At 51.0% G+C, this 19,096-nt stretch carries 19 protein-coding genes; 5 read left to right on the forward strand and 14 right to left on the reverse strand.

Going from position 1 to position 19,096, the window contains the following annotated elements:
• The first annotated feature begins 158 nt into the window (after window positions 1-158).
• Both KJ869_01415 and clpB read left to right on the forward strand, forming a co-directional pair.
• Window positions 159-581: a hypothetical protein gene (locus KJ869_01415; GenBank protein MBU1575852.1), complete on the forward strand. Its 423-nt coding sequence runs from the start codon at window positions 159-161 to the stop codon at window positions 579-581.
• A gap of 131 nt (window positions 582-712) precedes the next feature.
• Window positions 713-3,292: an ATP-dependent chaperone ClpB gene (gene clpB / locus KJ869_01420; GenBank protein ID MBU1575853.1), complete on the forward strand. Its 2,580-nt coding sequence runs from the start codon at window positions 713-715 to the stop codon at window positions 3,290-3,292.
• 100 nt (window positions 3,293-3,392) lie between these two features.
• On the opposite strand, the gene KJ869_01425 is transcribed toward clpB, so the two are convergent.
• The 7 genes from KJ869_01425 to KJ869_01455 form a co-directional block, all read right to left on the reverse strand.
• On the reverse strand, window positions 3,393-4,346 hold the full coding sequence (locus tag KJ869_01425) for a hypothetical protein (GenBank protein MBU1575854.1): 954 nt from the start codon (window positions 4,344-4,346) through the stop codon (window positions 3,393-3,395).
• A gap of 53 nt (window positions 4,347-4,399) precedes the next feature.
• On the reverse strand, window positions 4,400-4,780 hold the full coding sequence (locus KJ869_01430) for a hypothetical protein (GenBank protein ID MBU1575855.1): 381 nt from the start codon (window positions 4,778-4,780) through the stop codon (window positions 4,400-4,402).
• Between the two features lies 1 nt (window position 4,781).
• Complete coding sequence (locus KJ869_01435; GenBank protein MBU1575856.1) at window positions 4,782-5,558, reverse strand: DUF4065 domain-containing protein; 777 nt, start codon at window positions 5,556-5,558, stop codon at window positions 4,782-4,784.
• 210 nt (window positions 5,559-5,768) lie between these two features.
• Window positions 5,769-6,041 carry a hypothetical protein gene (locus tag KJ869_01440; protein ID MBU1575857.1) on the reverse strand — a complete coding sequence of 91 codons (273 nt, stop codon included), beginning with the start codon at window positions 6,039-6,041 and terminating at the stop codon, window positions 5,769-5,771.
• 311 nt (window positions 6,042-6,352) lie between these two features.
• Window positions 6,353-8,104 carry a C69 family dipeptidase gene (locus tag KJ869_01445; protein ID MBU1575858.1) on the reverse strand — a complete coding sequence of 584 codons (1,752 nt, stop codon included), beginning with the start codon at window positions 8,102-8,104 and terminating at the stop codon, window positions 6,353-6,355.
• A 298-nt stretch (window positions 8,105-8,402) separates the two neighbouring features.
• The gene (locus tag KJ869_01450) at window positions 8,403-9,536 is read right to left on the reverse strand and encodes a 4Fe-4S binding protein (GenBank protein ID MBU1575859.1); all 1,134 of its coding nucleotides are present in this window, start codon (window positions 9,534-9,536) and stop codon (window positions 8,403-8,405) included.
• Window positions 9,537-9,584: 48 nt separating this feature from the next.
• A complete protein-coding gene (locus KJ869_01455; protein ID MBU1575860.1) occupies window positions 9,585-9,731 on the reverse strand; it encodes a hypothetical protein in 147 nt (48 codons plus the stop codon).
• Window positions 9,732-10,067: 336 nt separating this feature from the next.
• Between KJ869_01455 and KJ869_01460 the strand changes: the two genes are divergently transcribed.
• Both KJ869_01460 and KJ869_01465 read left to right on the forward strand, forming a co-directional pair.
• Window positions 10,068-10,724 (forward strand): response regulator transcription factor, encoded by a 657-nt coding sequence (locus tag KJ869_01460; GenBank protein ID MBU1575861.1) that lies wholly within the window; start codon window positions 10,068-10,070, stop codon window positions 10,722-10,724.
• A 26-nt stretch (window positions 10,725-10,750) separates the two neighbouring features.
• Window positions 10,751-11,113, forward strand: a complete 363-nt coding sequence (locus KJ869_01465) for a response regulator (GenBank protein ID MBU1575862.1) — start codon at window positions 10,751-10,753, stop codon at window positions 11,111-11,113.
• A 68-nt stretch (window positions 11,114-11,181) separates the two neighbouring features.
• Here KJ869_01465 and KJ869_01470 read toward each other — a convergent pair whose 3' ends face one another.
• From KJ869_01470 to KJ869_01485, 4 genes are all read right to left on the reverse strand, one after another.
• On the reverse strand, window positions 11,182-11,448 hold the full coding sequence (locus KJ869_01470) for a hypothetical protein (protein ID MBU1575863.1): 267 nt from the start codon (window positions 11,446-11,448) through the stop codon (window positions 11,182-11,184).
• Between the two features lie 2 nt (window positions 11,449-11,450).
• Window positions 11,451-12,092: a XylR N-terminal domain-containing protein gene (locus tag KJ869_01475; GenBank protein ID MBU1575864.1), complete on the reverse strand. Its 642-nt coding sequence runs from the start codon at window positions 12,090-12,092 to the stop codon at window positions 11,451-11,453.
• 73 nt (window positions 12,093-12,165) lie between these two features.
• Window positions 12,166-13,065 (reverse strand): hypothetical protein, encoded by a 900-nt coding sequence (locus KJ869_01480; protein ID MBU1575865.1) that lies wholly within the window; start codon window positions 13,063-13,065, stop codon window positions 12,166-12,168.
• Window positions 13,062-13,721: a CsgG/HfaB family protein gene (locus KJ869_01485; GenBank protein ID MBU1575866.1), complete on the reverse strand. Its 660-nt coding sequence runs from the start codon at window positions 13,719-13,721 to the stop codon at window positions 13,062-13,064. Before KJ869_01485 ends, KJ869_01480 begins: the two co-directional genes overlap by 4 nt.
• A gap of 212 nt (window positions 13,722-13,933) precedes the next feature.
• Between KJ869_01485 and KJ869_01490 the strand changes: the two genes are divergently transcribed.
• The gene (locus tag KJ869_01490) at window positions 13,934-14,500 is read left to right on the forward strand and encodes a flavodoxin family protein (GenBank protein ID MBU1575867.1); all 567 of its coding nucleotides are present in this window, start codon (window positions 13,934-13,936) and stop codon (window positions 14,498-14,500) included.
• Between the two features lie 157 nt (window positions 14,501-14,657).
• Here KJ869_01490 and KJ869_01495 read toward each other — a convergent pair whose 3' ends face one another.
• The 3 genes from KJ869_01495 to KJ869_01505 all read right to left on the reverse strand — a co-directional run bounded on the left by KJ869_01495 (window position 14,658) and on the right by KJ869_01505 (window position 19,046).
• Window positions 14,658-16,466 carry a hypothetical protein gene (locus KJ869_01495; GenBank protein MBU1575868.1) on the reverse strand — a complete coding sequence of 603 codons (1,809 nt, stop codon included), beginning with the start codon at window positions 16,464-16,466 and terminating at the stop codon, window positions 14,658-14,660.
• A complete protein-coding gene (locus KJ869_01500) occupies window positions 16,456-18,156 on the reverse strand; it encodes a TldD/PmbA family protein (protein MBU1575869.1) in 1,701 nt (566 codons plus the stop codon). Before KJ869_01500 ends, KJ869_01495 begins: the two co-directional genes overlap by 11 nt.
• A 332-nt stretch (window positions 18,157-18,488) precedes the next feature.
• Window positions 18,489-19,046, reverse strand: a complete 558-nt coding sequence (locus tag KJ869_01505; GenBank protein MBU1575870.1) for a hypothetical protein — start codon at window positions 19,044-19,046, stop codon at window positions 18,489-18,491.
• Window positions 19,047-19,096 lie beyond the last annotated feature (50 nt).

Consider the following 19,096-nt stretch of genomic DNA (forward strand, 5'->3'; position numbering starts at 1 on the left):
TGTTCCTAAAGCAACATCATCAATGCGTTTATCTCGCAACACATTGTTTTCCAATGCATTGCAAACAAATGATCGAGTTGGCATGACAAGTGCTTGTATATAATACCAGAACGCAAACAAACTAAAATAAATAAACTTCAAACCCAAGGAGAACCAAAATGAAAAAGGCAGCCGTACTCACAGCCCTGGGCGGATTGATTTTCGCCGGAATAACCACCACCTGTTACGCCGCCCCAAACTGGGCAAGATTTTTACCCAGGCCGATAGTCATACCGGTTGATTCCTCCTCTGTCAGCAACGATATCACAATTGCCGCAATTGATTTCAGAAAATTTCTTCCCCGGCCCATTGTGATCCCGGTAGATTCTGTCGAATTTTCCGGCCCCATCGAGCTGGCCTCCTCATATCAGGGCGGGATCATCATCTGCAAAAAGTCGAAAACAGGACCTTCCATTCCTCCGACACCCATCGATAGAAGGACCCTGACTTCATATCAGGATGAGATCATCATCTGCAAAAAGGCGATAACGGGGCCTTCCATTCCTCCGACACCCATCGACAGAAAGACCCTGACTGCTTAAATTATTATCAGAAGAAACCATGAAAAAAGGCCGCAGATAATCTGCGGCCTTTTTATTTCCCTTGACAAAATACCTTCTAATCCTTATATTTATAAAAGCCGTTTTGGATAAATTGCTAATTTATAAGGGTTATTATGCGTTTGGAAAAATTTACCGTAAAATCCCAGGAAGCCCTGGAGGCCGCCTCAACCCTGGCCGAGCAAAAGAACCAGCAGGAGATCGCCCCGGAACATCTTTTATTGGCTCTTCTGGAGCAGACGGATGGCGTGGTGGTACCCATCATTCAGAAGCTGGGCGCCAGGCCGGAAGCGATCCAGGAACGGTTGGAACAGGAGATCGATGCCGTCCCGAAGGTTTATGGCGGAACCGGACAGGCCTATATGTCGCCCAGCCTCAACCGGGTGCTTCAGGAGGCCATGAGTGAGGCCGACCGGATGAAAGACGAATACGTTTCGGCCGAGCACCTGCTTTTGGCTATCTCCGAGGGATCCGGAAAAGCAGCTCAGATCCTAAAGAATGCCGGCATCACCAGGGATGCGGTGCTGAAGGCCTTGGTAGACATCCGCGGCAATCAGCGGATAACCGACCAGAATCCCGAGGGAAAATACCAGGCCCTGGCCCGTTACAGCCGCGACCTGACCGACCTGGCCCGCAAAGGGAAGCTGGACCCGGTGATCGGCCGGGATGACGAGATCCGACGGGTGATCCAGGTGCTGTCCCGCCGCACCAAGAATAACCCGGTGCTTATCGGAGAGCCCGGGGTAGGCAAGACCGCCATCGTGGAGGGTCTGGCCCAGCGGATAAATTCCGGCGATGTGCCGGAGACCCTGAAGAACAAAAAGGTGGTGGCCTTAGACATGGGAGCCTTGATCGCCGGGGCCAAGTTCCGGGGCGAATTCGAGGAGCGCCTGAAAGCCGTGCTCAAGGAGATCGAGGCCGCCGCCGGACAGATCATCCTTTTTATAGACGAATTGCACACTCTGGTGGGCGCCGGCAAGGCCGAGGGCGCGATGGACGCCTCCAACATGCTGAAGCCCTCCCTGGCCCGGGGCGAACTGCGGATGGTGGGCGCCACTACCCTGGACGAATACCGCAAGAATATCGAGAAGGACCCGGCCCTGGAGCGCCGGTTGGCGCCCATCGTGGTGCAGGAGCCATCGGTGGAGGACACCATCGCCATCCTGCGGGGATTGAAGGAACGGTATGAATTGCACCATAAGGTGCGGATCAAGGACAGCGCCTTAGTGGCGGCGGCGGTGCTGTCGCACCGCTACATCTCCGACCGCTTCCTGCCGGACAAAGCGGTGGATTTGATAGACGAGGCATCCTCCCGCCTCCGGATCGAGATCGACAGCATGCCCACCGAGATAGACGAAGTGGAACGCCGCATCATGCAGTTAGAGATCGAGCGCACCGCCCTGAAAAAAGAGAAAGACCGCGCCTCGAAAGAGCGGCTGGCCAAACTTGATGCCGAGCTGGCCGAACTTAAAGAGAAGTCCTCCGCCATGAAGGCCCATTGGCAGAACGAGAAGGCGGGCATCAAAAAGATCGGCGATGTCAAGCAGCGCATCGAGGATGCCAAGCTACAGGAACAGCAGGCTGAAAAGCTGGGCGACCTCAACAAAGTGGCCGAACTGCGCTACGGCACCATCGCCTCCCTGCAGAAGGACCTGGAGAGCGAGAACAAACAGCTGGCCGAGGTGCAGAAGGACATAAAGATGCTGAAGGAAGAGGTGGACGACGAGGACATCGCCGAGGTGGTGGCCAAATGGACCGGCATACCGGTGGCCCGGATGCTGGAGGGCGAGACCGCCAAATTAGTAAAGATGGAGCAACGGCTTAAACTGCGGGTGGTGGGCCAGGACGAAGCTTTGGTGGCGGTATCCAACGCGGTCCGCAGGGCCAGGGCAGGATTGTCTGATCCCAATAGACCCATCGGCTCATTTATTTTCCTGGGTCCCACCGGCGTGGGCAAGACCGAGCTGGCCAGGGCCCTGGCCGAGTTCCTGTTTGATGACGAACGGGCCATGATCCGGATTGACATGTCGGAATATATGGAGAAGCACGCCGTGGCCCGGCTGATAGGCGCCCCGCCGGGCTATGTGGGATATGATGAGGGTGGCCAGCTGACCGAGGCCGTGCGCCGCCGTTCCTATTCGGTGATACTGTTCGACGAGATCGAAAAGGCCCACCATGACGTGTTCAATGTTTTATTGCAGATATTAGACGACGGCCGGCTGACCGACGGCCAGGGCCGGACGGTGGATTTCAAGAACACAGTGATAATCATGACCTCCAATATCGGTTCGCAGTTCATCAGCGAGCTGGATGATGAAGCCCAGATCAAGACAAAGGTGTTGGAGGCCATGCGGGAGCACTTCCGGCCGGAGTTTTTAAACCGGGTGGACGAGACCGTGATATTCCACCGGCTGGATAAGTCGCAGATCAAGGAGATCATTGATATCCAACTGGCCCACCTTTATAAAAGGCTGGCCGACCGGAAGATAACACTGGAAGTTACCGAAAAGGCCAAGGAATTGCTGGCCACCGAAGGGTATGACCCGGCCTTCGGCGCCCGGCCGTTGAAGCGGGCCATCCAGCGGTTATTGCAGGATCCATTGTCTATGATGATTTTGGAGGGAGCATTCAAGGAAGGGGATACGGTTAGGGCGGAGGCCAAGAAGGGGGAGATAATATTTAACAAAGAGTAATTGTTTAATAATGGTGAACGTGAAGGGCCCCGCCGGAAGGCGGGGCTCTTGGCTTACATTTGTCTATGGGTTATGTCACGATAGCAGGTGGTGTGAATTGTTAGGTCGCCCTTTTCTCTAAATGCTTCGGGTGTACATACCCAATAAGCAAATAACGATAAACTTCCAAGAGGTCGTTGAAAAGAAAATAGTAATCATCGGCCGTTATGGGTGGGTGCGAAAATATGCCAAGTCGGCTTTCAGGATGGAAAGACGCAATTCTCCTTTCGTAGTCCTCCTCAAAATACTTCTCAAGTCGGTCTATATCATAAAAAGCATTGTGAATATAATTTGCGGCATCCTTCGCAGTTGGTTGTTGATACCCTGTATCTCTCAGTTTACGCAAAACCATACGGTACGAAGCTTCCATTGAGATGTAGAGGGTGTTGGTCGCTTCTTCGAAAAACTGATAGTGAAAATGTAACATGCCAGCCTTGATTAGCGTTGAGAGACCTCTGAGCACAATTGCATCGTTTGGGCAAATTGCATCGTATAACTGCTGGGCCATCGTATAGTCAATTCCTTTGTCGCGAAGGTCATAATCTCGACCCCCGACCACCGGCGGTAGAGGAATGTCGGTTGCGTGGCGATAGGAATTCAGTGCTGGAACGGCGTAACCAGTAGGAGTTTTATCTGGCTCGGTTAGTTTCTCAATCAGAATCGGCCTCACGTGTTCGATTGCATAGGTAATTGAGTCAGGAGGTTGTGAACACACCAAGGAAATATCAAATGGGTAAGGATAGAAGGCCGAATAGCTTATTTCTCGGTCAACCGCGAGCATCAGTGCTCCGTAGATTCTTATCTCCGATACAGAAAGTAACTGAACTTCGGAGCATGATTCGTCATCACCCCGGTCGTGATATTGGACGAGGCTGAAACACAGATCTCTACTAGCGACATACAAACAATTCGAAAAAGAAACGCTCATCGCCGGGTAGATCCCCATCGGAGAAAGAATTCTCGCGATATGGGTAGGTTTTTCTCTATGTTCGCAGGTGCGAATGTGCGGTTTCATTCTTATATTGCGAAACAACAGTTACTTTTTTGATACTTGTATTTTGGATTAACTTAAACGCTTTCGAAATAACGGCGTTTTATTCTTCCCTTGTCGCATTCAGTGCTTTGTTTCTCTTTAAAGTATATCTCAACCAATTCAATGCGGTCTTCATCTTTTAAGTAAGCATAGATCAGGCGCAACCCCGTTTGAGCCCCCTTGCCCTTAAGCGCTTTGCAGGCAAATTTCCTGACTTTGTATACTGGCGGGTTTTCAAATCCTAAGCCGGGAATCCTGAATATACCTTTATTGTCAATGTTGCACTTATGGTATGAATAAATTGAATAATTGATAAGATTATCTAAATCATCTTCCAACGTCCTGAATCGTTTTGTCAATTGTTTTTTGTCCCGTTTAAATTCAGGGTGTTCGAACACTTCCCTGAACTTAGCCATATTATGTCCTCACCGAATATTCCGGCGTTCGATAAAAAACCGCCTCATAATCAATGGGCTTGCTTTCTTCGGCAGTGATCCAGGGAACATCGCGGTGGGAGTAATCGCTTAATTCCGAGGCGGTTTTATCTGATAATCTATTCAAAACATCATTAATCACTTCAATTTCATGGGCTTTAAACTGCCGCAGATCAAAACTTTTCAACGGCAAATACTTTCTTTGGGGATACTGGAAATAACTTGATTTAACCAACTCTATTTCTCCTTTGCTGACCATATCGTCGACCACTTTTTTAAACTCCACGGGCGTGGGCCCGTATTTATTTTTGATATAGGTGGCGCCGATAAGCTGTTCTTCATATTTTTCATAAAAATTAAAATCAATAAAATATAAAAGCTTATAAATGACGGTTTCGCCTATGTTTGGCTTGGAACCGACTTTATTAAGAATATAAAGCAAAGCTTGCTTGAGCTTATTCAGATTTTTTTGAGGTACGCTGATGCGTATTTCTTCTACTTGTTTTTCCGGCCTCCTTTCGCTTTGAATCAATATTTTAGGCGTTTTGCCTTCGTCTAAAAGTTCCTCAACGTTCAAATTGAAGAATTTTGCCAAACAAACCAGTTCGGAAGCGGTTGCCTTGCGCTTTCCCTTTTCCATCAACGTTACCGCAGGCCGGGCTATGCCCAGCGCCTTGGCCAGCGTTTCCTGGTTGATGTTATTGGCTTTGCGCAATTGCTGGACCCGCTTGCCTAACAAGATATCTATGTTCTCGTTCATCTTTTTAATTCCCTTAGTTCGTCCACATTATAACAAATGTATGATAATATGTCAAGTGGTTGTTAGATAAAACCACATATTTTTATTAACACAGCGGGCCAGAGCTACCGGAACCGTTGCCCAACCAATTAACGAGAACGAGCCCCGCAATTGCGGGGCTCTTGGCGTTAATGATCTCACCTTAAGCGGAATGTCAGGCAAGCTGATCGGTCATAATTTCTCTACATATTCCATCCGTTCCTTATCGGACTCCGGCAGCAACTCCCTTTTCAATATCTCCTGATCCCCTTTGCCTATTTTATAAGCCAGATCATCCAGATTCCCAGTTCTATGAAATTCCGCAATCTCGTCCGGATTAAGCTCGACAATCCGGTTGTGCATGGCTATTCCCCCGCAGGTGACGTCGATCACCAGGTCCTTGACCCTGTCGCATTTACACACCGAGTAATAATTGGAGCTTCTATAGATCTCATGCAATTTCATATCGCTGTTCCCGCCATTCCTCTGATCTTTCCGCACCATTGCCGGATGATATTTAATAATTGGTCTTTTTGTTTATCAAATATTTAGCCCCGCAACTGCGGGGCTCTTTGTTTATTCTGGCTACCGTCAAAGCTCACCTGCCGCTATGGAGCGCAGCGGAATAGCGGTCAGGTGAGCGCCTTGTTAGGCACTTCTTTTAAGTTTAAATTCTACTCTCAATGGTCTGACTATACTCTTCTCCTTCATGGACTACCTGACCACACTCACTTTCTTCTGACAATACTTAACTCACAACTCGAGGCCCGACCCTGTTACTTCTGCGGATTCTTATTCCGTGCTTTTTCTTTTTGTTTTTCGTAGGTTGTCGGTCCGTTGATCCATTCGGACTTATCATACCAATCTTCAGGATAACCAACTTCCTGTGCCATTTTTTCAGGGGCATTGATATAACCATCATCATAACGGGCTACAAGGGTCCAGGCAAATCCCCACCAGTCTTTCACAACCTGGTTTGCCTGCGTTTCACAGTAAGTGGTGAGCAGTTGTTGCGCCTTTTTCGGGTTCTGTTTATAAAGAGCAAGCGCTTGCTTATCCATTTTCTTAATGCCTTCAATTTCAGCGTGTTCGATTTCGTCCTGTTTCTGCTGAATATCTTTGATTATATAACTATACTTCAAACCCGCCCAATTAGCCACAAAGTTGAATGCCCACCACGCACTTTCCTGGCTGAAGACTGAGGTGTTACATGTGTAATATGGTTTGGCAATTCTTGTAACTCCTACGTAGAAGGGAACATAGCAAGTACTCATCGGCTCATCCGGACCGAACCATACAATGCCCCCGATAGGATCCGGTAACCAGCCGCGTGCTTGACAGACATAACTGAATCCACAGCGAAAGATGGAAATCGGACGTTCCCATGCACCTTTCAGTTTGGCATTTGGATCATCGGTATCGCCCGTCGGATCCCTGGGACCGGGGTATCGGTAGGGGCAGCCGAAAGGACCTGCGGTTACTCCTTTTGACAGATCAAATTCAGTTCCCTGGTAGTAATCGCGGTACAGGTTCATAACGTCACGGACGCTGAGTTTTTTATCGGGTTTAATGGAGAGCGGATACTCTCTCGTGAAACCATCTTCGACCCAGGGAGATTTTTTCTGTGAGGGTGCCATCCGCGCATGTAAACGCCAGACCCGACGCAGTGAGTAGTATGGATGATTATATTCTCCTGAACTTACGGCTCGTAACCAGTCTAACTTCCCGTCTTCCGGTTTCCACCATCCGTGTTTTTCAGCAATAGCATGAAGATCGCGGCAATAGAGCATATTGGGGTCATCCGGGTCGACTTCTCGAATACGCAGTTCATTTGCTGCCACGAACACCTCGCCATCGGGTATCTTTTTTGCCACCCAAAGCCCACCTGTGCCTTCAGGACTGGGTGCCATTTCTATGACCCAGCCTTCCTCAGTATCCCCAATGGGCAGTGTTTCACCTGTACCGTAGTAGCCGTAGGTTTCAATAAGATAACCAATCAATTTAATGGCTTCGCGTGCTGTTGTGCAGCGTTCTGCTGCAACGCGGCTAAGTTCAGCACTGTAGAAAATAAGTTTTCCAGGCACCGGTTCGGGTTGTATTTTTGTCCCGTCGGTACACTCGCCGAACATAAGCTGATGTTCGTTCATGATAGCATAGCTGCCATCAAAGTAAGCATAGGTATGTGCGACTTGAGGAATAGTACCAAGTGGTATGCTCTGCGGCTGACTGGGATCGATATAAGTTGGACCCCGGTGAGTGCCCACATAACGGCGCAGCAAATATCCATGATATTCCGGTCTGCTCCCCAGCGATGCAGCATCGTAGTATACAGGACGGAGTGCCCCGGGCTTATGATCTGCGGCCGGTACGTAGACCAGGCGCTGATCGAACAATTCGCTGTCGTCTGAATGCGCAACAATGACCGAACCGTCTTCTGATGCCCCCTTGGTAACGAGTATGGTCGTGCAGGCCAGTGCAGGTACAAGATTCGCCAGGTTTAGGATGAGTGTTATAATGATCACTTTCATCATAATACAATACCTCCTTTTTATTGATTAACGGGTCTACAATTTCACTTTCGCTACAATCATACTAAATAGAATGGCAATAATCCGTCATTCTATGCCTAACATGTATTGGGTTGTATTTATGCTGTTTTGTTATTTTGGCATTATACAAAATACAGCCCGTCATGTCAATATTACAATAGAAAACCATTGCCGTATATTACTAAACAATAACTTAATATTTGGAAAACGGATTCAGGGGCGGCCCATACATCTTAGCGTCTGGGCCTGGATGTTTCTTCTCAAGCGCCAGGTTCACTCATTTTTTGGGCCTCAGTTTCGCCGCCAGCTTTATTTTACCGAGTCTTCCTTTTTTATTGGCCATGATGACGTCATAAAGGTCCTCCGAATCCTGGGGCGGCACGATCTCCTTCTCTTTTTTGAGAAGGCTCATGGCCCCGGTCGGGCAGGTGGAAACGCAGTTTCCGCAACCGATACAGCGATCGAGGTTGATGACTGCGGTGCCCGCACGATCGTCAACCGTCACGGCATTCACCTGGCATCTTTCGACACAGATCCCACAACCGGAGCAGGTCCCGGCGTTCACCGAGGCGCAGTAGTTGGTTGCCCAGAAATCAACCGGTTTGGGCAGTATTTTCTGAAGGCGGAGCATTCCGCAACAGCACCCGCAGCAGGAGCAGATGAAATCGACCTTCCGGGTGTTGGAAGGCTGAAAGACCAATCCGTCAGCTTCGTTCATCCGGGCTATTTCAAGCGCCTCCTCTCTGCCTATGGCCCTTCCGTTCGCGTATTGGATAACATTCTTCGCCATGTCTCCGATGGCCAGGCACGTTTCCTGGCGGGAGGTTTTCCGACAGGGATCCCCCTTCAGACCGGCCATTTTTCTGCAGATGCATTCGAGAATGGCGAAGGGGCCGTCGGCGCCGTTAATGATGTCCACTATGTGGTCATAGGTGGCTACCTGGTGTTCCACCGAGATGCTTTTCCCCACCGGTATCGTCCGCATCTGCGGCAATTCCGTACTAAGAAAGGCCAGCCCGAAGGACTTGTCGTTGGTGTACTGCCCAAAATCGCTGAGGAACTCAGGGGTAAGCCTCTTCAACTGGCCCTCGAACATGCCGACGATGAACGGTATGGTGTAGAAGCACCGAGTGCCTTCCTTTTCAACCAAGCCGATAACCCCATTTCTTGCCATGTTATTTAGCAGATCCTCGGCCCCACCGAGGGCTATCCCACTGTCCTTGGCCAATTCCTTGATGTGCTCGATGGAGTCGGGTTTGTAAGTCAAATACATGGCCAGCCGGGCTTCCTCGGGGCTGAAGAACCGCTTGAGAAGTCGTATCTCAGCTCCGGACTTGGTGGCGGGATAACCTACGGCTTGATTGTCGAGATGTTGTTGAAGCTTGCGATAGACCTGTTCAGTCTGGTCCATTTTGTTATCCTCCCCTCAATGCCAAGTAATAGATGATAAGATAATATTTTAAAGTGCCTTCTTTGTCAAGTAAAAACCAATGGTCGTTTTTTCTTTGCCCCAGTCCCTGCTTTGCCCTTCCTTAATCGCAAAAGACACCGCAAGCGGGGCTTTGCTTTTGCCTGCCGCCCAAGCTAAACCTTTCCACTTGGTCATTGTTGAGTTTTACCATAATAAATGAAGCTTAAGTTAGCGTACCACACATATCGCAATATACTGTAATAATAATAGGACAGTTTATTGGTTAGTCTGCTTTTGGCGCATCGCCGATATAAACAAATATGGACTGTCTTGCAATGGCTTATGCCTATTATTTTTATGCTCAACGGTTTGGCACAAAAAGTGTGGTATTTTTAAGATAGTTGTTTTTATTGTTATCGGCTTTTTGCTATGCAATATTCAGCAAAAAACTATTTAACTATAAGCAGGGATGACATTGTGTTTTCTAAGACAAAAGGGTTAAACTGTTTACAATGTTAAAGGACGTTACTTATGGACAGCAAGAAGAGCATCATCATAGCAGAATCGTTCCCGATATGCCTGAAGGGTTTGGCCGATCTGATCTCGCTTCAGCCGGACCTTAAGGTTGTCGGGGCCTTTGATGATTACAACCCTTTTATTGCCGCTATCGGGGAATTCAACCCAGAGGCCGTAATTTTAAGCGCCGTTTTGGATATTGACTCCATCGAGCTTACCAAAACCGTGCATGGCAAATATCCCAAAGTTCCCATCATTGCATTCTCGATGATCAAGGATCCCTTCTACGCCGAACGGGTCCTTAAAGCCGGCGCCAGGGGATATGTTTTAAAACACGATGCCCCTGATGTCATATTGAGGGCTGTCCGCGAAGTCATAGCCGGGCGGATATTCGTCAGCGAGATCGTAGCCAACCATATATTCCAGAAATTTGTGAACGGCAAAGACTACACCTGCGATTCCCTGATAGGCTGCCTGAACGACCGCGAGATCGCCGTCTTCCGGTATATCGGACAGGGTTTCTCCACCAAGAAAATAGCCGAGAAGTTCAACCTCAGCCCAAAAAGCGTGCAATCGTACCGGGAGAGCATCAAGCGTAAGTTAAATCTGGAGGATTCCCACGACCTGATAAAATCCGCCGTCCAGTGGATGCAGAACGAGCTGGTCTTCTAACCTAAACGCGCCGGGGGTGATTGGCAATGCCTAAAAAACTGCTGGTGATCGAAAGCGACAAGAGTGTTCTGGCCTGCTCCCGGATGTTATTCAAGCACTATGGTTTTGAGGTTGATTCCGCAGAAACCCTGGAGACATCCAAGGAGCTTATATCAAAGAATAAATACGATATAGTTGTCGCCGAACTGTGCTTAGAGAACAAGAACGAGAACGATGGCTTTGAGATCATTGCGCATACCAAAAAGACCTCGCCCGGCACCAAGGTCATCATTGTAACCTACCTGTGCGACCCCGCCATCAAGCGAAAGGCCCTGGAATACGACATTCACGGGTATTTCGAAAAACCGGTTTCGTTCGATAAGATATTTAAGCTGATAGAGGACCTGTAACTTTCTCCAAATGAAAACCCCGGATCTTTTTGATCCGGGGTTTGTTTTTATATTTTGTGGGCAGAAAATCATTCCTCTTTTTTTATTGACCGGGCGACCATCTGTCTAATGACTCCCGTAACGAACTTTGCTTTCCATTCTTCCATCACACCGGCCAGCTCTTCCTGCATGGCGCCTAAAAATTCATTGCTATTTTCCAAGGTAACGTTATTTAACACAATCCCGCACTTGCTCTCAATCTTCTTTAAGGCGTTCTCCGGCGCTTGAGGTGCGTAACGTCGAAATATATCCGTTATCACGTCATGAATGATATTATGGCCGTTTTGATCGGTCATGATTACATTCCCTTGATATAATCCGCCGCTCTTTTATCCAATTTCGCACTGGGGGCCATAACAAACCGGCAATCGCTGTCTCCTTTGGCAATGCACATAATTTCCTTGGCATCCAAATCCAAATCAAAGCTGTACGAGCACCACCCGGCCGAATATCCCGCCGAAAAGAGGCAAACCGGCTTATCGCTTTTTTTGCCCTGACTGGCGTGCAGTTCCGATTCGAAGGTATTGGGGTGGTTATAGACCAACAGGTAATCGGCATCGGCACTGGGAGCGCTCTCCGGCAGGATATCTACCAACGCCCAGCCGGTATGGCTGAAATGTACCGGGCCGGCCGACAACTTGGCGATCGGATCTTTTAAACCAAGCTTTTCGGCAAACCTTTTGGCGTCGCTCTTTCCGATTGTTTTGGCCAGATCGTAAAGAAAGGAATCGGTTACCGCTTCTCCGAATTGGCCTATCATGCTGTCCCGCAGGGTTGAGAATATCGATTCTCCCCTCATCAGTATATAGCGATCTCCGGCGATATGGATGACGCCCCGGGAGGGCTTCATTTCTATCTTCGAAAAGAAGTCCCCCACTATTTTCTCCGCTTTGGCAAAGATATGCTCAAACTGGGGCGGGACTTTAACGGTTTTCAGCATGGTTTTCTCCCCATTACAAATTTACTTAACAACCGGCTTATTAAGCATCCATCTTACAATTGGATGGCTCGGATCAGTGCAGCTTGGGTCCGAAGGAAGTGCTGCTGTAATGCTTGCCCCACTCCTTTTTGATACTGGCCATGATGATCAGATTGCCATCAGCCATGCCCTCGACCTGGGAAAGCACGGTACCCACGCTGATCTTCCACTCCGGGGCGTTACGGAAAAGCCGTAGGTCGATGTCCATGCCATAGTCGAACCTGGTCGAGGAGTAGGTGGAATCATGGGGAATGCCCGACATTAAAATTAAATATGGCGGCGCAGGCAGGGAAATGTAATACGGCATGATGGTGGTCACCGTGGTGCTGCTCCAGGCAAAACGACCGAACGGCACCAGCGATACATAGTAATTCAGGGGAATGTCGGCCACCAAGCCCATCGGCAGGCTGCCCTCCATGGTGCTGACCGAGAAATCCTCGTCCTCAATGATATTTTCCATCTCGAAATCGGTTCCGGTGAAGTCGAACCCTATGAACGCGGCCAGGGTGGTCTTCTTGTCTACAATCTCCCCTGCGATGTCCCTCTTTTCCCCTTTTTTAAGGTCCAGCACCATGGTAGCACCCATGGCCATGGCCGAGGCGGGATAATCTTTTTTGACATTGTTTATTTCCGTCGGGACGTTCAGCCCCAGAAACATGAAATGGGACATCAGCCCGAAACCGTCGGCAAAGCCGCGGGACATCTCAAAATTGAAACCCTTGCCGGTGGGCGACTCGTCCATGTCCGAATCCTCCGGCAGGCCCAGCTTCATGTAGATCCCGGTAAAAGTGAACTGATACGTCCCTTTGAAAAAATCCAGACAGGAGATGGGCGGAGGAGTGGGTTTTAAGCTTGGTCCCCCTTCATCCTGGGCTTTGGCCGACGCAGCCAGCAGCAGCGATCCCGCCAGTATCAGCAATACTGACTTTTTCATTTATTCTCCTTTTTATTGATCTGATCGTTTTCCACGTTAAGGGCGAATTTGGTCACCACCTGGTTGACCGCTTTCCGGGTGGCGATGCCGATGGTGGTCTCGTCGAATCCAGTCGTTCCGAACTCAAAGGTCAGGGCCACCCCCCGGGTCTGGGTGCTGCTGGCGCCGATGCCGGTCTCACCGGCGATGATGCCGGCGGTCTCGGAATCCACCAGCCGGGCGTCTATCACCACCCTGGTGGTGATGGTCTTGGTGCCGCCCACCCCCACGAAGGCGCTGGTCTTGCGGATGCCGAACTCGCTTACCTCGCCCACCACCACCGTTTTGGCTCCCAGCATTTTGCCCACCTTGGCCGCGGTCTGGGATGTCACCGCTCCGGTCTGTCCCAGCTTCTGCTCGGCAAAGATCTTCTCCAGGGCCTGATCATTGCGCTCCACCACAATGAAACGCCCGGAATTTACCAGGGCGGTGATCATCATGTTGGACACCCCCCGCCCGATGCGGGGATCGTCGAACTCCGACTGGTTGCGCAGGTCAATCACCGCCACCGTTGTTTTTTTGCCATTATAGGGCGGCAGTTCCAGCCGCAGGTCGGCGGTGGTCTCCGGCGGAGGCGCCGTGGTGGTGGCGGCACAGCCCATAAAAAAAGAAGCCATCACAGCCAGAAGAATCCCTGACCTATACATACAGCTCCTAGAGTAAAAATTCATTTATTTTAGGTATGTGCTATTCTAATTCAAATTCGTCCCGCTGTCAATAAGTATTGTTGCATCTGGCGCTTTAAAATTATGATTGACTTTACCTGGGTCGCTTTGATAGTATTCAAGAACATTCCTTATATGCCGAATTTTACTTGGGGAGCTGATCAATGAAAAACAAGAACGTCCTGATAGTTCTGGGAAGTCCCAGAAAGAACGGTAACAGCACCGCCCTGGCCAAACGGACCGCCGAAGGGGCCAAGTCCGTCGGAGCCGTTTGTGAGATTGTCTGCCTGCATGAGATGCACATCAAGCCCTGCAACGCCTGCGACTACTGCCTGACCAAACCAGGCCATGTCTGCATCCTTAAGGATGACATGCAGAAGCTGTATCCCAAATTAGTCAAGGCCGACGCCATCGTCATGGCCGGGCCAGTATACTGGTTCACCGTTTCGGCCCAGATCAAGCTGTTCATGGACCGCTGGTATGCTCTGATCGGCAAGAGCGGGCACGCCCTGAAGGGCAAGAAGATTGGCATCATTTTGACCTACGGCGATGTTGACCCCGTTGCCTCCGGCGCGGTGAACGCCATCCGGACCTACCAGGACGCCTTTCGCTTCATCGGAGCGCCGATCGTGGGAATGGTCTACGGCACCGGAAACAAACCCGGAGAGGTCAAGAAGGACAAAAAACTGATGCACCAAGCCTTCGAGTTGGGAAAAAAGCTTGGGAAATGATTAATTTTGATAACAGAAAAGCCCGGCACTGCCGGGCTTTTCTTACTTATGTCACACTGAGACTGGCAACCTGCTTGGCAAGCTGAAGGTGTGAACTTTGTCATCCTTCAGCTTGTGCTACTTTGGAGTTAGCTCAGGATGACAAGAAAAAACGTTATCACTTCTCGAAAAACGGGTTCTTCAGGAAGGGCGGCTGGCTGCCCACTTCGGATGGCCCGCTGGCCTCTATTTGGTCCAGCAGGATATCCGGGGTTATTACCGAAAACGACGCACTTTCCACCCCGCCGCCTATCCGGCTGTTGTAGACCATCGGCTTCTCTCCCGTTCGGTAGATATCGCGCAAGGTCCGACGGGAGACATCCCGCAGAACCAAATTTCTTACCAGGCTTAGCTTCTTGGTCTTGATATCATACTTGTAAGCCTCTATGGCTTTGAGGGTGGCATCCAGATATCCCAGGGAATATTTTTGAGGCTCCAGCCGTTTTATAATGATCCCGTAATCGTTGCCCTTTTCCTTGCACAGCTTCTCCAGGGTTTTTAGGAGCTTTTTATGCGCCAGCCCCTTGGACGATGACAGGAACAGGTTGCCCGGCATCAGTTGTCCGTTTCGCAGATGGCCGTTGCTGCCGTATATCTTCTCGATGGGCGAGCGGGACATGTAGAATGTCTTCAATATTCCGTCCTCGATCAGGGCGATCCTTTTGCCCGGCATCCCCTCGTCGTCCACCCGATAATGGCCGCCCAGCGAATCCTTTTCGAAAGTCTCTGCCGTGGGATCGTCGATCAAGGTGATGTGTGGAGCGATGATCCGCTTATTCAGCCATTTTTTCAGATCTTTGGAGGTGTTGTCGGCATAGTCGTAATCCGAAACCGGATCGCGCTCGGCCTGCATCAACGGGACGATGGTCTGCACCACGAATTCGGCGGCGGCCTGTCCCTCCAGCAATACCGGCCCGAAATAATCCTCCATGGGCGGGGCCGCCAGCTGATCGCAGAACCGCTTGATCTCCTGCCGGGCCTTCTTAAGCAGGACCCCCCTGTCATCGCCGGATTGATAATCCACCGAGAAACCGTCCTTCAGCATCAGTCCGTTGTCGGTCAGCCCGGACATCTCCACATTGATGGAGCCGAAAGCGCCGAAGGTGCGGTTGGCCGAGCCCTCCGAGCTGACAAAATAATGTTTTTTGAACTGAACCAGAGCCTCGGCCTGTGATCTGTCTATCCGGGGATATTCCCGGAACAGCCGGGAGACGTCCTTTAAAATATCCTTTATTTTATCCCATTCCAGTTTTTCCTCGGGCACCGGCTGGAAGAAACGATAGGGCTTCTCCCGGGAGAGATCGTCCAGCGGCTCCTGGCGCTTCTTGGTTTTCATCAGCATCTTCTTGCGGGAGTACTGCTCGATGGCCCGCTTGAAAGTTTGGTCGCTCTGCCACCACAAAGATTTGCGCAAACCCCAATAGTCCGCCTCGGCCGGGATGTTCGCCCGATATCCTCCGGAGCGGTAGCGCCAGCGGCCCTCCGGAGTGTTATCCATGGAATAGTCGCCTATCCTCAGATCCACTTCCCCCCGGGAAAAGCTGGAGGAGCCCTCATCCACTAATTTTCCGAAGGTGGCCGCCGCTTTGTAAGTTTTATATATCTCGATGGTATAGGAGACGAAATAGGGATGGTTGGCCGGGCCGCCCGGCATGATAGCCGAATCGCGCGGCGCCCGGCCGGCGGCATTCGGGGCTCCCTGGAATTTATCAGATTCGGGGGCAGGCGGGGATAAACGTCCCAAGCCTTCGGAATACGATATCCTCAGGTTCTCCGGGATCTTTAAGCCGTCAAAATTCCTCTGCAATTCGTCCTGCATGGCATTCAGCACCGGGTCATCGGGAAAAGCAGGCAGTGATTGGGCGGAGACATTTAAAGAAATGATGGCCGATACTGCCAGCAAAAATAAGAGTATTTTATTTTTCATTTTGTCCGTCTCCTTTCCGCAGTTCCATGGGCTGGGGGAGAATGGGCGGCTTGTCCTGCTCCATCATCCGCTTCTCCACCTCCATCTCCCTTATCAGGATGCTGGGCGAGACGCAGGACACCGGCAGGTAGCCGGACTCGGCCCCGCAGAAACCGCTGAAGACGTCGTAATCATCGGCGGTGGCGGTTATCTTGGAGAACACCGTCAGCGGCGTGCCGCTGATGTCGATGCCCCGCACCAATTCTTCGCGCCCGTCGGGATATATCTTGTAGACCATCACCGGCAGGACCTTGAAGGACTGCGGCATGTAGGTGCTGGTCATGGTGAAACCGCCGGAGATGTCGGTGAAGATCAATCCATAGGGCTTCTTTTGCTTTTTGACCTCGGCCATCAGCAGTTTCTTCAGGGCCGCAAAAGACACGGTCTGCTGGGACGAGATGATGGTGTTGCCCATCCGCGACACCGGAGCCTGTCCGATGGTGCCCCGGCCGTGCCCGTTGGAATATTCGAATCCGGCGATGGGCGAGCGGCTCATCAGAAAGTTTTTCAAAGTTCCCTTTTCTATGATAGTGACTCGCTCTGAGGCCACCCCCTCGTCGTCGTAGGGGTAATCGCCCATCAGGTTGAGCCCCCTGAAGGAGGAGAGAGAGGGATCGTCAAACACCGAGATGAACCCGGGAAGGATCGTCTGGCCCACCTTCTTCTTGAAGGTCTGGCCCTCGGTGACATCCTTCTGCCGGTGGCCCTCCACCCGGTGCCCTAGTATCTCATGGTAAAAGACCGCCGAGGCCCGGTTGCACATGATGGCCGGGCCGACATGTGGCTCGGCCAGCGGCGCGTTGCGCAGGGCGGCCAGCTCGGAGATCATCTTTTGGGCGGTTGCTTTTATGGCCGCCTCATCAGGCAGTCCATCGGCAGATCTGGCATCGAAGGCCTCGTAGCGGTAGAGGTCCATGCCGTCCTCGGCCACGGTGGAGATGTACAGGTGCAAGCGGCAGCGGATGCGGCCATGCGATATTTTGGTGCCTTCGCTGTTGACGATGTAATTATTTTCGGCGGCCACGGCAAAGGCCACTTCGGATTTGTAGATATCGGAATAGCCGTCGAACAATTTGGAGATATCCATCACTCTTTGTTTCCACCAGGCCTGGTCGATATCCAGCTTGGCCGGAGCCGACAGGCTGACCACCACCGGGGCCGGAGAAAAGTCGTCGGACTGGTCCTCCTCCTCCACCTTGACCGCCAGGTTGGCCTTGACTGCATCAAAACCCTTCTGGGCCTGCTTGAAGGTCTTGTCGGTGTACCACCATAATACCGATTCCAGGGCCGCCTGGTCGTCCTCGGCCGGCAGGTCGAACTTGCCGCTGCCCCAGTAGCCCCAACCCTCGCGGATGTTATGAGTGTTGTCTAACTGCATGGAGCCCACCCGGACGTCCACCATCCCAGCCCGTTCCTTGAGCGATCTCTCCTCGGTCACCGCTCCGAACGACCCGTTGACTGTGTATTTCTCCTCCTCCGTCACCCGGTAGCCGATGAAATACGGCTTGTCGCCCGGGGCCTTTTGCAGGATAGGCAGGTTTATCTCTATCTGGTGCGACAGGGCGGAGATGACCGCCGAGGGCTTTTCTTCAGAGGATGCCGTTCCCGAGAGAAGAAAGGCAACAAAGAGGATTGATAATGTTTTTTTCATGATTTACCTTATAATAGAATTTCGTTGTAGGGGAGGGTTTGAAACCCTCCTCTACAGTATTTATAACATTCATGCCATCTATGTTTTCCCAACGACGGGTAGGGGTGGGGTCGTTACCCTGTGAATTTTCACATTACAACAATAAAGCCCTGTGCTTTCGTGGTTTTTGATATTTCACTTATGAACTCCTCCATCTCATGCCCCTGTCTGGCATTAATATCTATTTAAGCATAATATTGAATGAGATTCAACCAAAATGTTCTTGCTTGGCATAGCGTCCCCATAAAAAAACCCCGCGCAAGGCGGGGGTTTCTCCCTTTAAAAAAGGCAGGTTATTTCTGAACCACCGGACTCATTAAGCTGGCCTTGATCTTGGCGGCCAGGCTCTGCATCTTGGTCCCGATGTTGACCGCGCCCAAAAAGTCTCCGGACTTACATGCTTCCTTGGCCTTGGCCAGAGAAGCTTCCATCCCTTTGACATCGGTCTTGGCTGCCGCGATGGCGGCCTGGTCCGCGCCTCGGGCCGAAGCAATGGCGGCCTTGGTCTCGGTGATCAGCTTGGGCAGGCTGGCGGCCATGCCCTCCCATATCTTGGGCAGTTCGGCCTTGCGGGATTCGACGGCAACGGCCAGGTCCTTGACCTTGAGTGGCAGATCCTTGGCTCCGTCCAGGGCGGCCTTGTAATCGCCCTTCTCGAACAGGCTCCTGGCTTCGGCCAGGGCTGTCTCCACAGAGGCCAGCTGATCCGGCACATATTTCTGAGCTTCAATGCTGACGGCCTTTAAAGCCTCCTCGGCGGTTTTGATGGCCAGCTGAGCCGGGGTCTTGCTAAGACTGCAGGCCGCGAACAGCAAGGCGACACAACAGAGGACCGGACGGATCTTCTTCATGGTCTTTTCCTTAGTTATTGGTTTATGGTTATGGTTGTTTGCTGGAATAA

The sequence above is a fragment of the Candidatus Edwardsbacteria bacterium genome (genome assembly GCA_018821925.1).
GTDB lineage: Bacteria > Edwardsbacteria > AC1 > AC1 > EtOH8 > UBA2226.

Coding starts and splice junctions, on each gene's coding strand:
- KJ869_01495 (MBU1575868.1), bottom strand. CDS start 16,466: ATGAAAAATAAAATACTCTTATTTTTGCTGGCAGTATCGGCCATCATT.
- KJ869_01475 (MBU1575864.1), bottom strand. CDS start 12,092: ATGCTGAAAACCGTTAAAGTCCCGCCCCAGTTTGAGCATATCTTTGCC.
- KJ869_01465 (MBU1575862.1), top strand. CDS start 10,751: ATGCCTAAAAAACTGCTGGTGATCGAAAGCGACAAGAGTGTTCTGGCC.
- KJ869_01450 (MBU1575859.1), bottom strand. CDS start 9,536: ATGGACCAGACTGAACAGGTCTATCGCAAGCTTCAACAACATCTCGAC.
- KJ869_01490 (MBU1575867.1), top strand. CDS start 13,934: ATGAAAAACAAGAACGTCCTGATAGTTCTGGGAAGTCCCAGAAAGAAC.
- KJ869_01455 (MBU1575860.1), bottom strand. CDS start 9,731: ATGACCAAGTGGAAAGGTTTAGCTTGGGCGGCAGGCAAAAGCAAAGCC.
- KJ869_01470 (MBU1575863.1), bottom strand. CDS start 11,448: ATGACCGATCAAAACGGCCATAATATCATTCATGACGTGATAACGGAT.
- KJ869_01460 (MBU1575861.1), top strand. CDS start 10,068: ATGGACAGCAAGAAGAGCATCATCATAGCAGAATCGTTCCCGATATGC.
- KJ869_01500 (MBU1575869.1), bottom strand. CDS start 18,156: ATGAAAAAAACATTATCAATCCTCTTTGTTGCCTTTCTTCTCTCGGGA.
- KJ869_01485 (MBU1575866.1), bottom strand. CDS start 13,721: ATGGCTTCTTTTTTTATGGGCTGTGCCGCCACCACCACGGCGCCTCCG.
- KJ869_01480 (MBU1575865.1), bottom strand. CDS start 13,065: ATGAAAAAGTCAGTATTGCTGATACTGGCGGGATCGCTGCTGCTGGCT.
- KJ869_01425 (MBU1575854.1), bottom strand. CDS start 4,346: ATGAAACCGCACATTCGCACCTGCGAACATAGAGAAAAACCTACCCAT.
- KJ869_01445 (MBU1575858.1), bottom strand. CDS start 8,104: ATGAAAGTGATCATTATAACACTCATCCTAAACCTGGCGAATCTTGTA.
- KJ869_01505 (MBU1575870.1), bottom strand. CDS start 19,046: ATGAAGAAGATCCGTCCGGTCCTCTGTTGTGTCGCCTTGCTGTTCGCG.
- KJ869_01415 (MBU1575852.1), top strand. CDS start 159: ATGAAAAAGGCAGCCGTACTCACAGCCCTGGGCGGATTGATTTTCGCC.
- KJ869_01435 (MBU1575856.1), bottom strand. CDS start 5,558: ATGAACGAGAACATAGATATCTTGTTAGGCAAGCGGGTCCAGCAATTG.
- KJ869_01430 (MBU1575855.1), bottom strand. CDS start 4,780: ATGGCTAAGTTCAGGGAAGTGTTCGAACACCCTGAATTTAAACGGGAC.
- KJ869_01440 (MBU1575857.1), bottom strand. CDS start 6,041: ATGAAATTGCATGAGATCTATAGAAGCTCCAATTATTACTCGGTGTGT.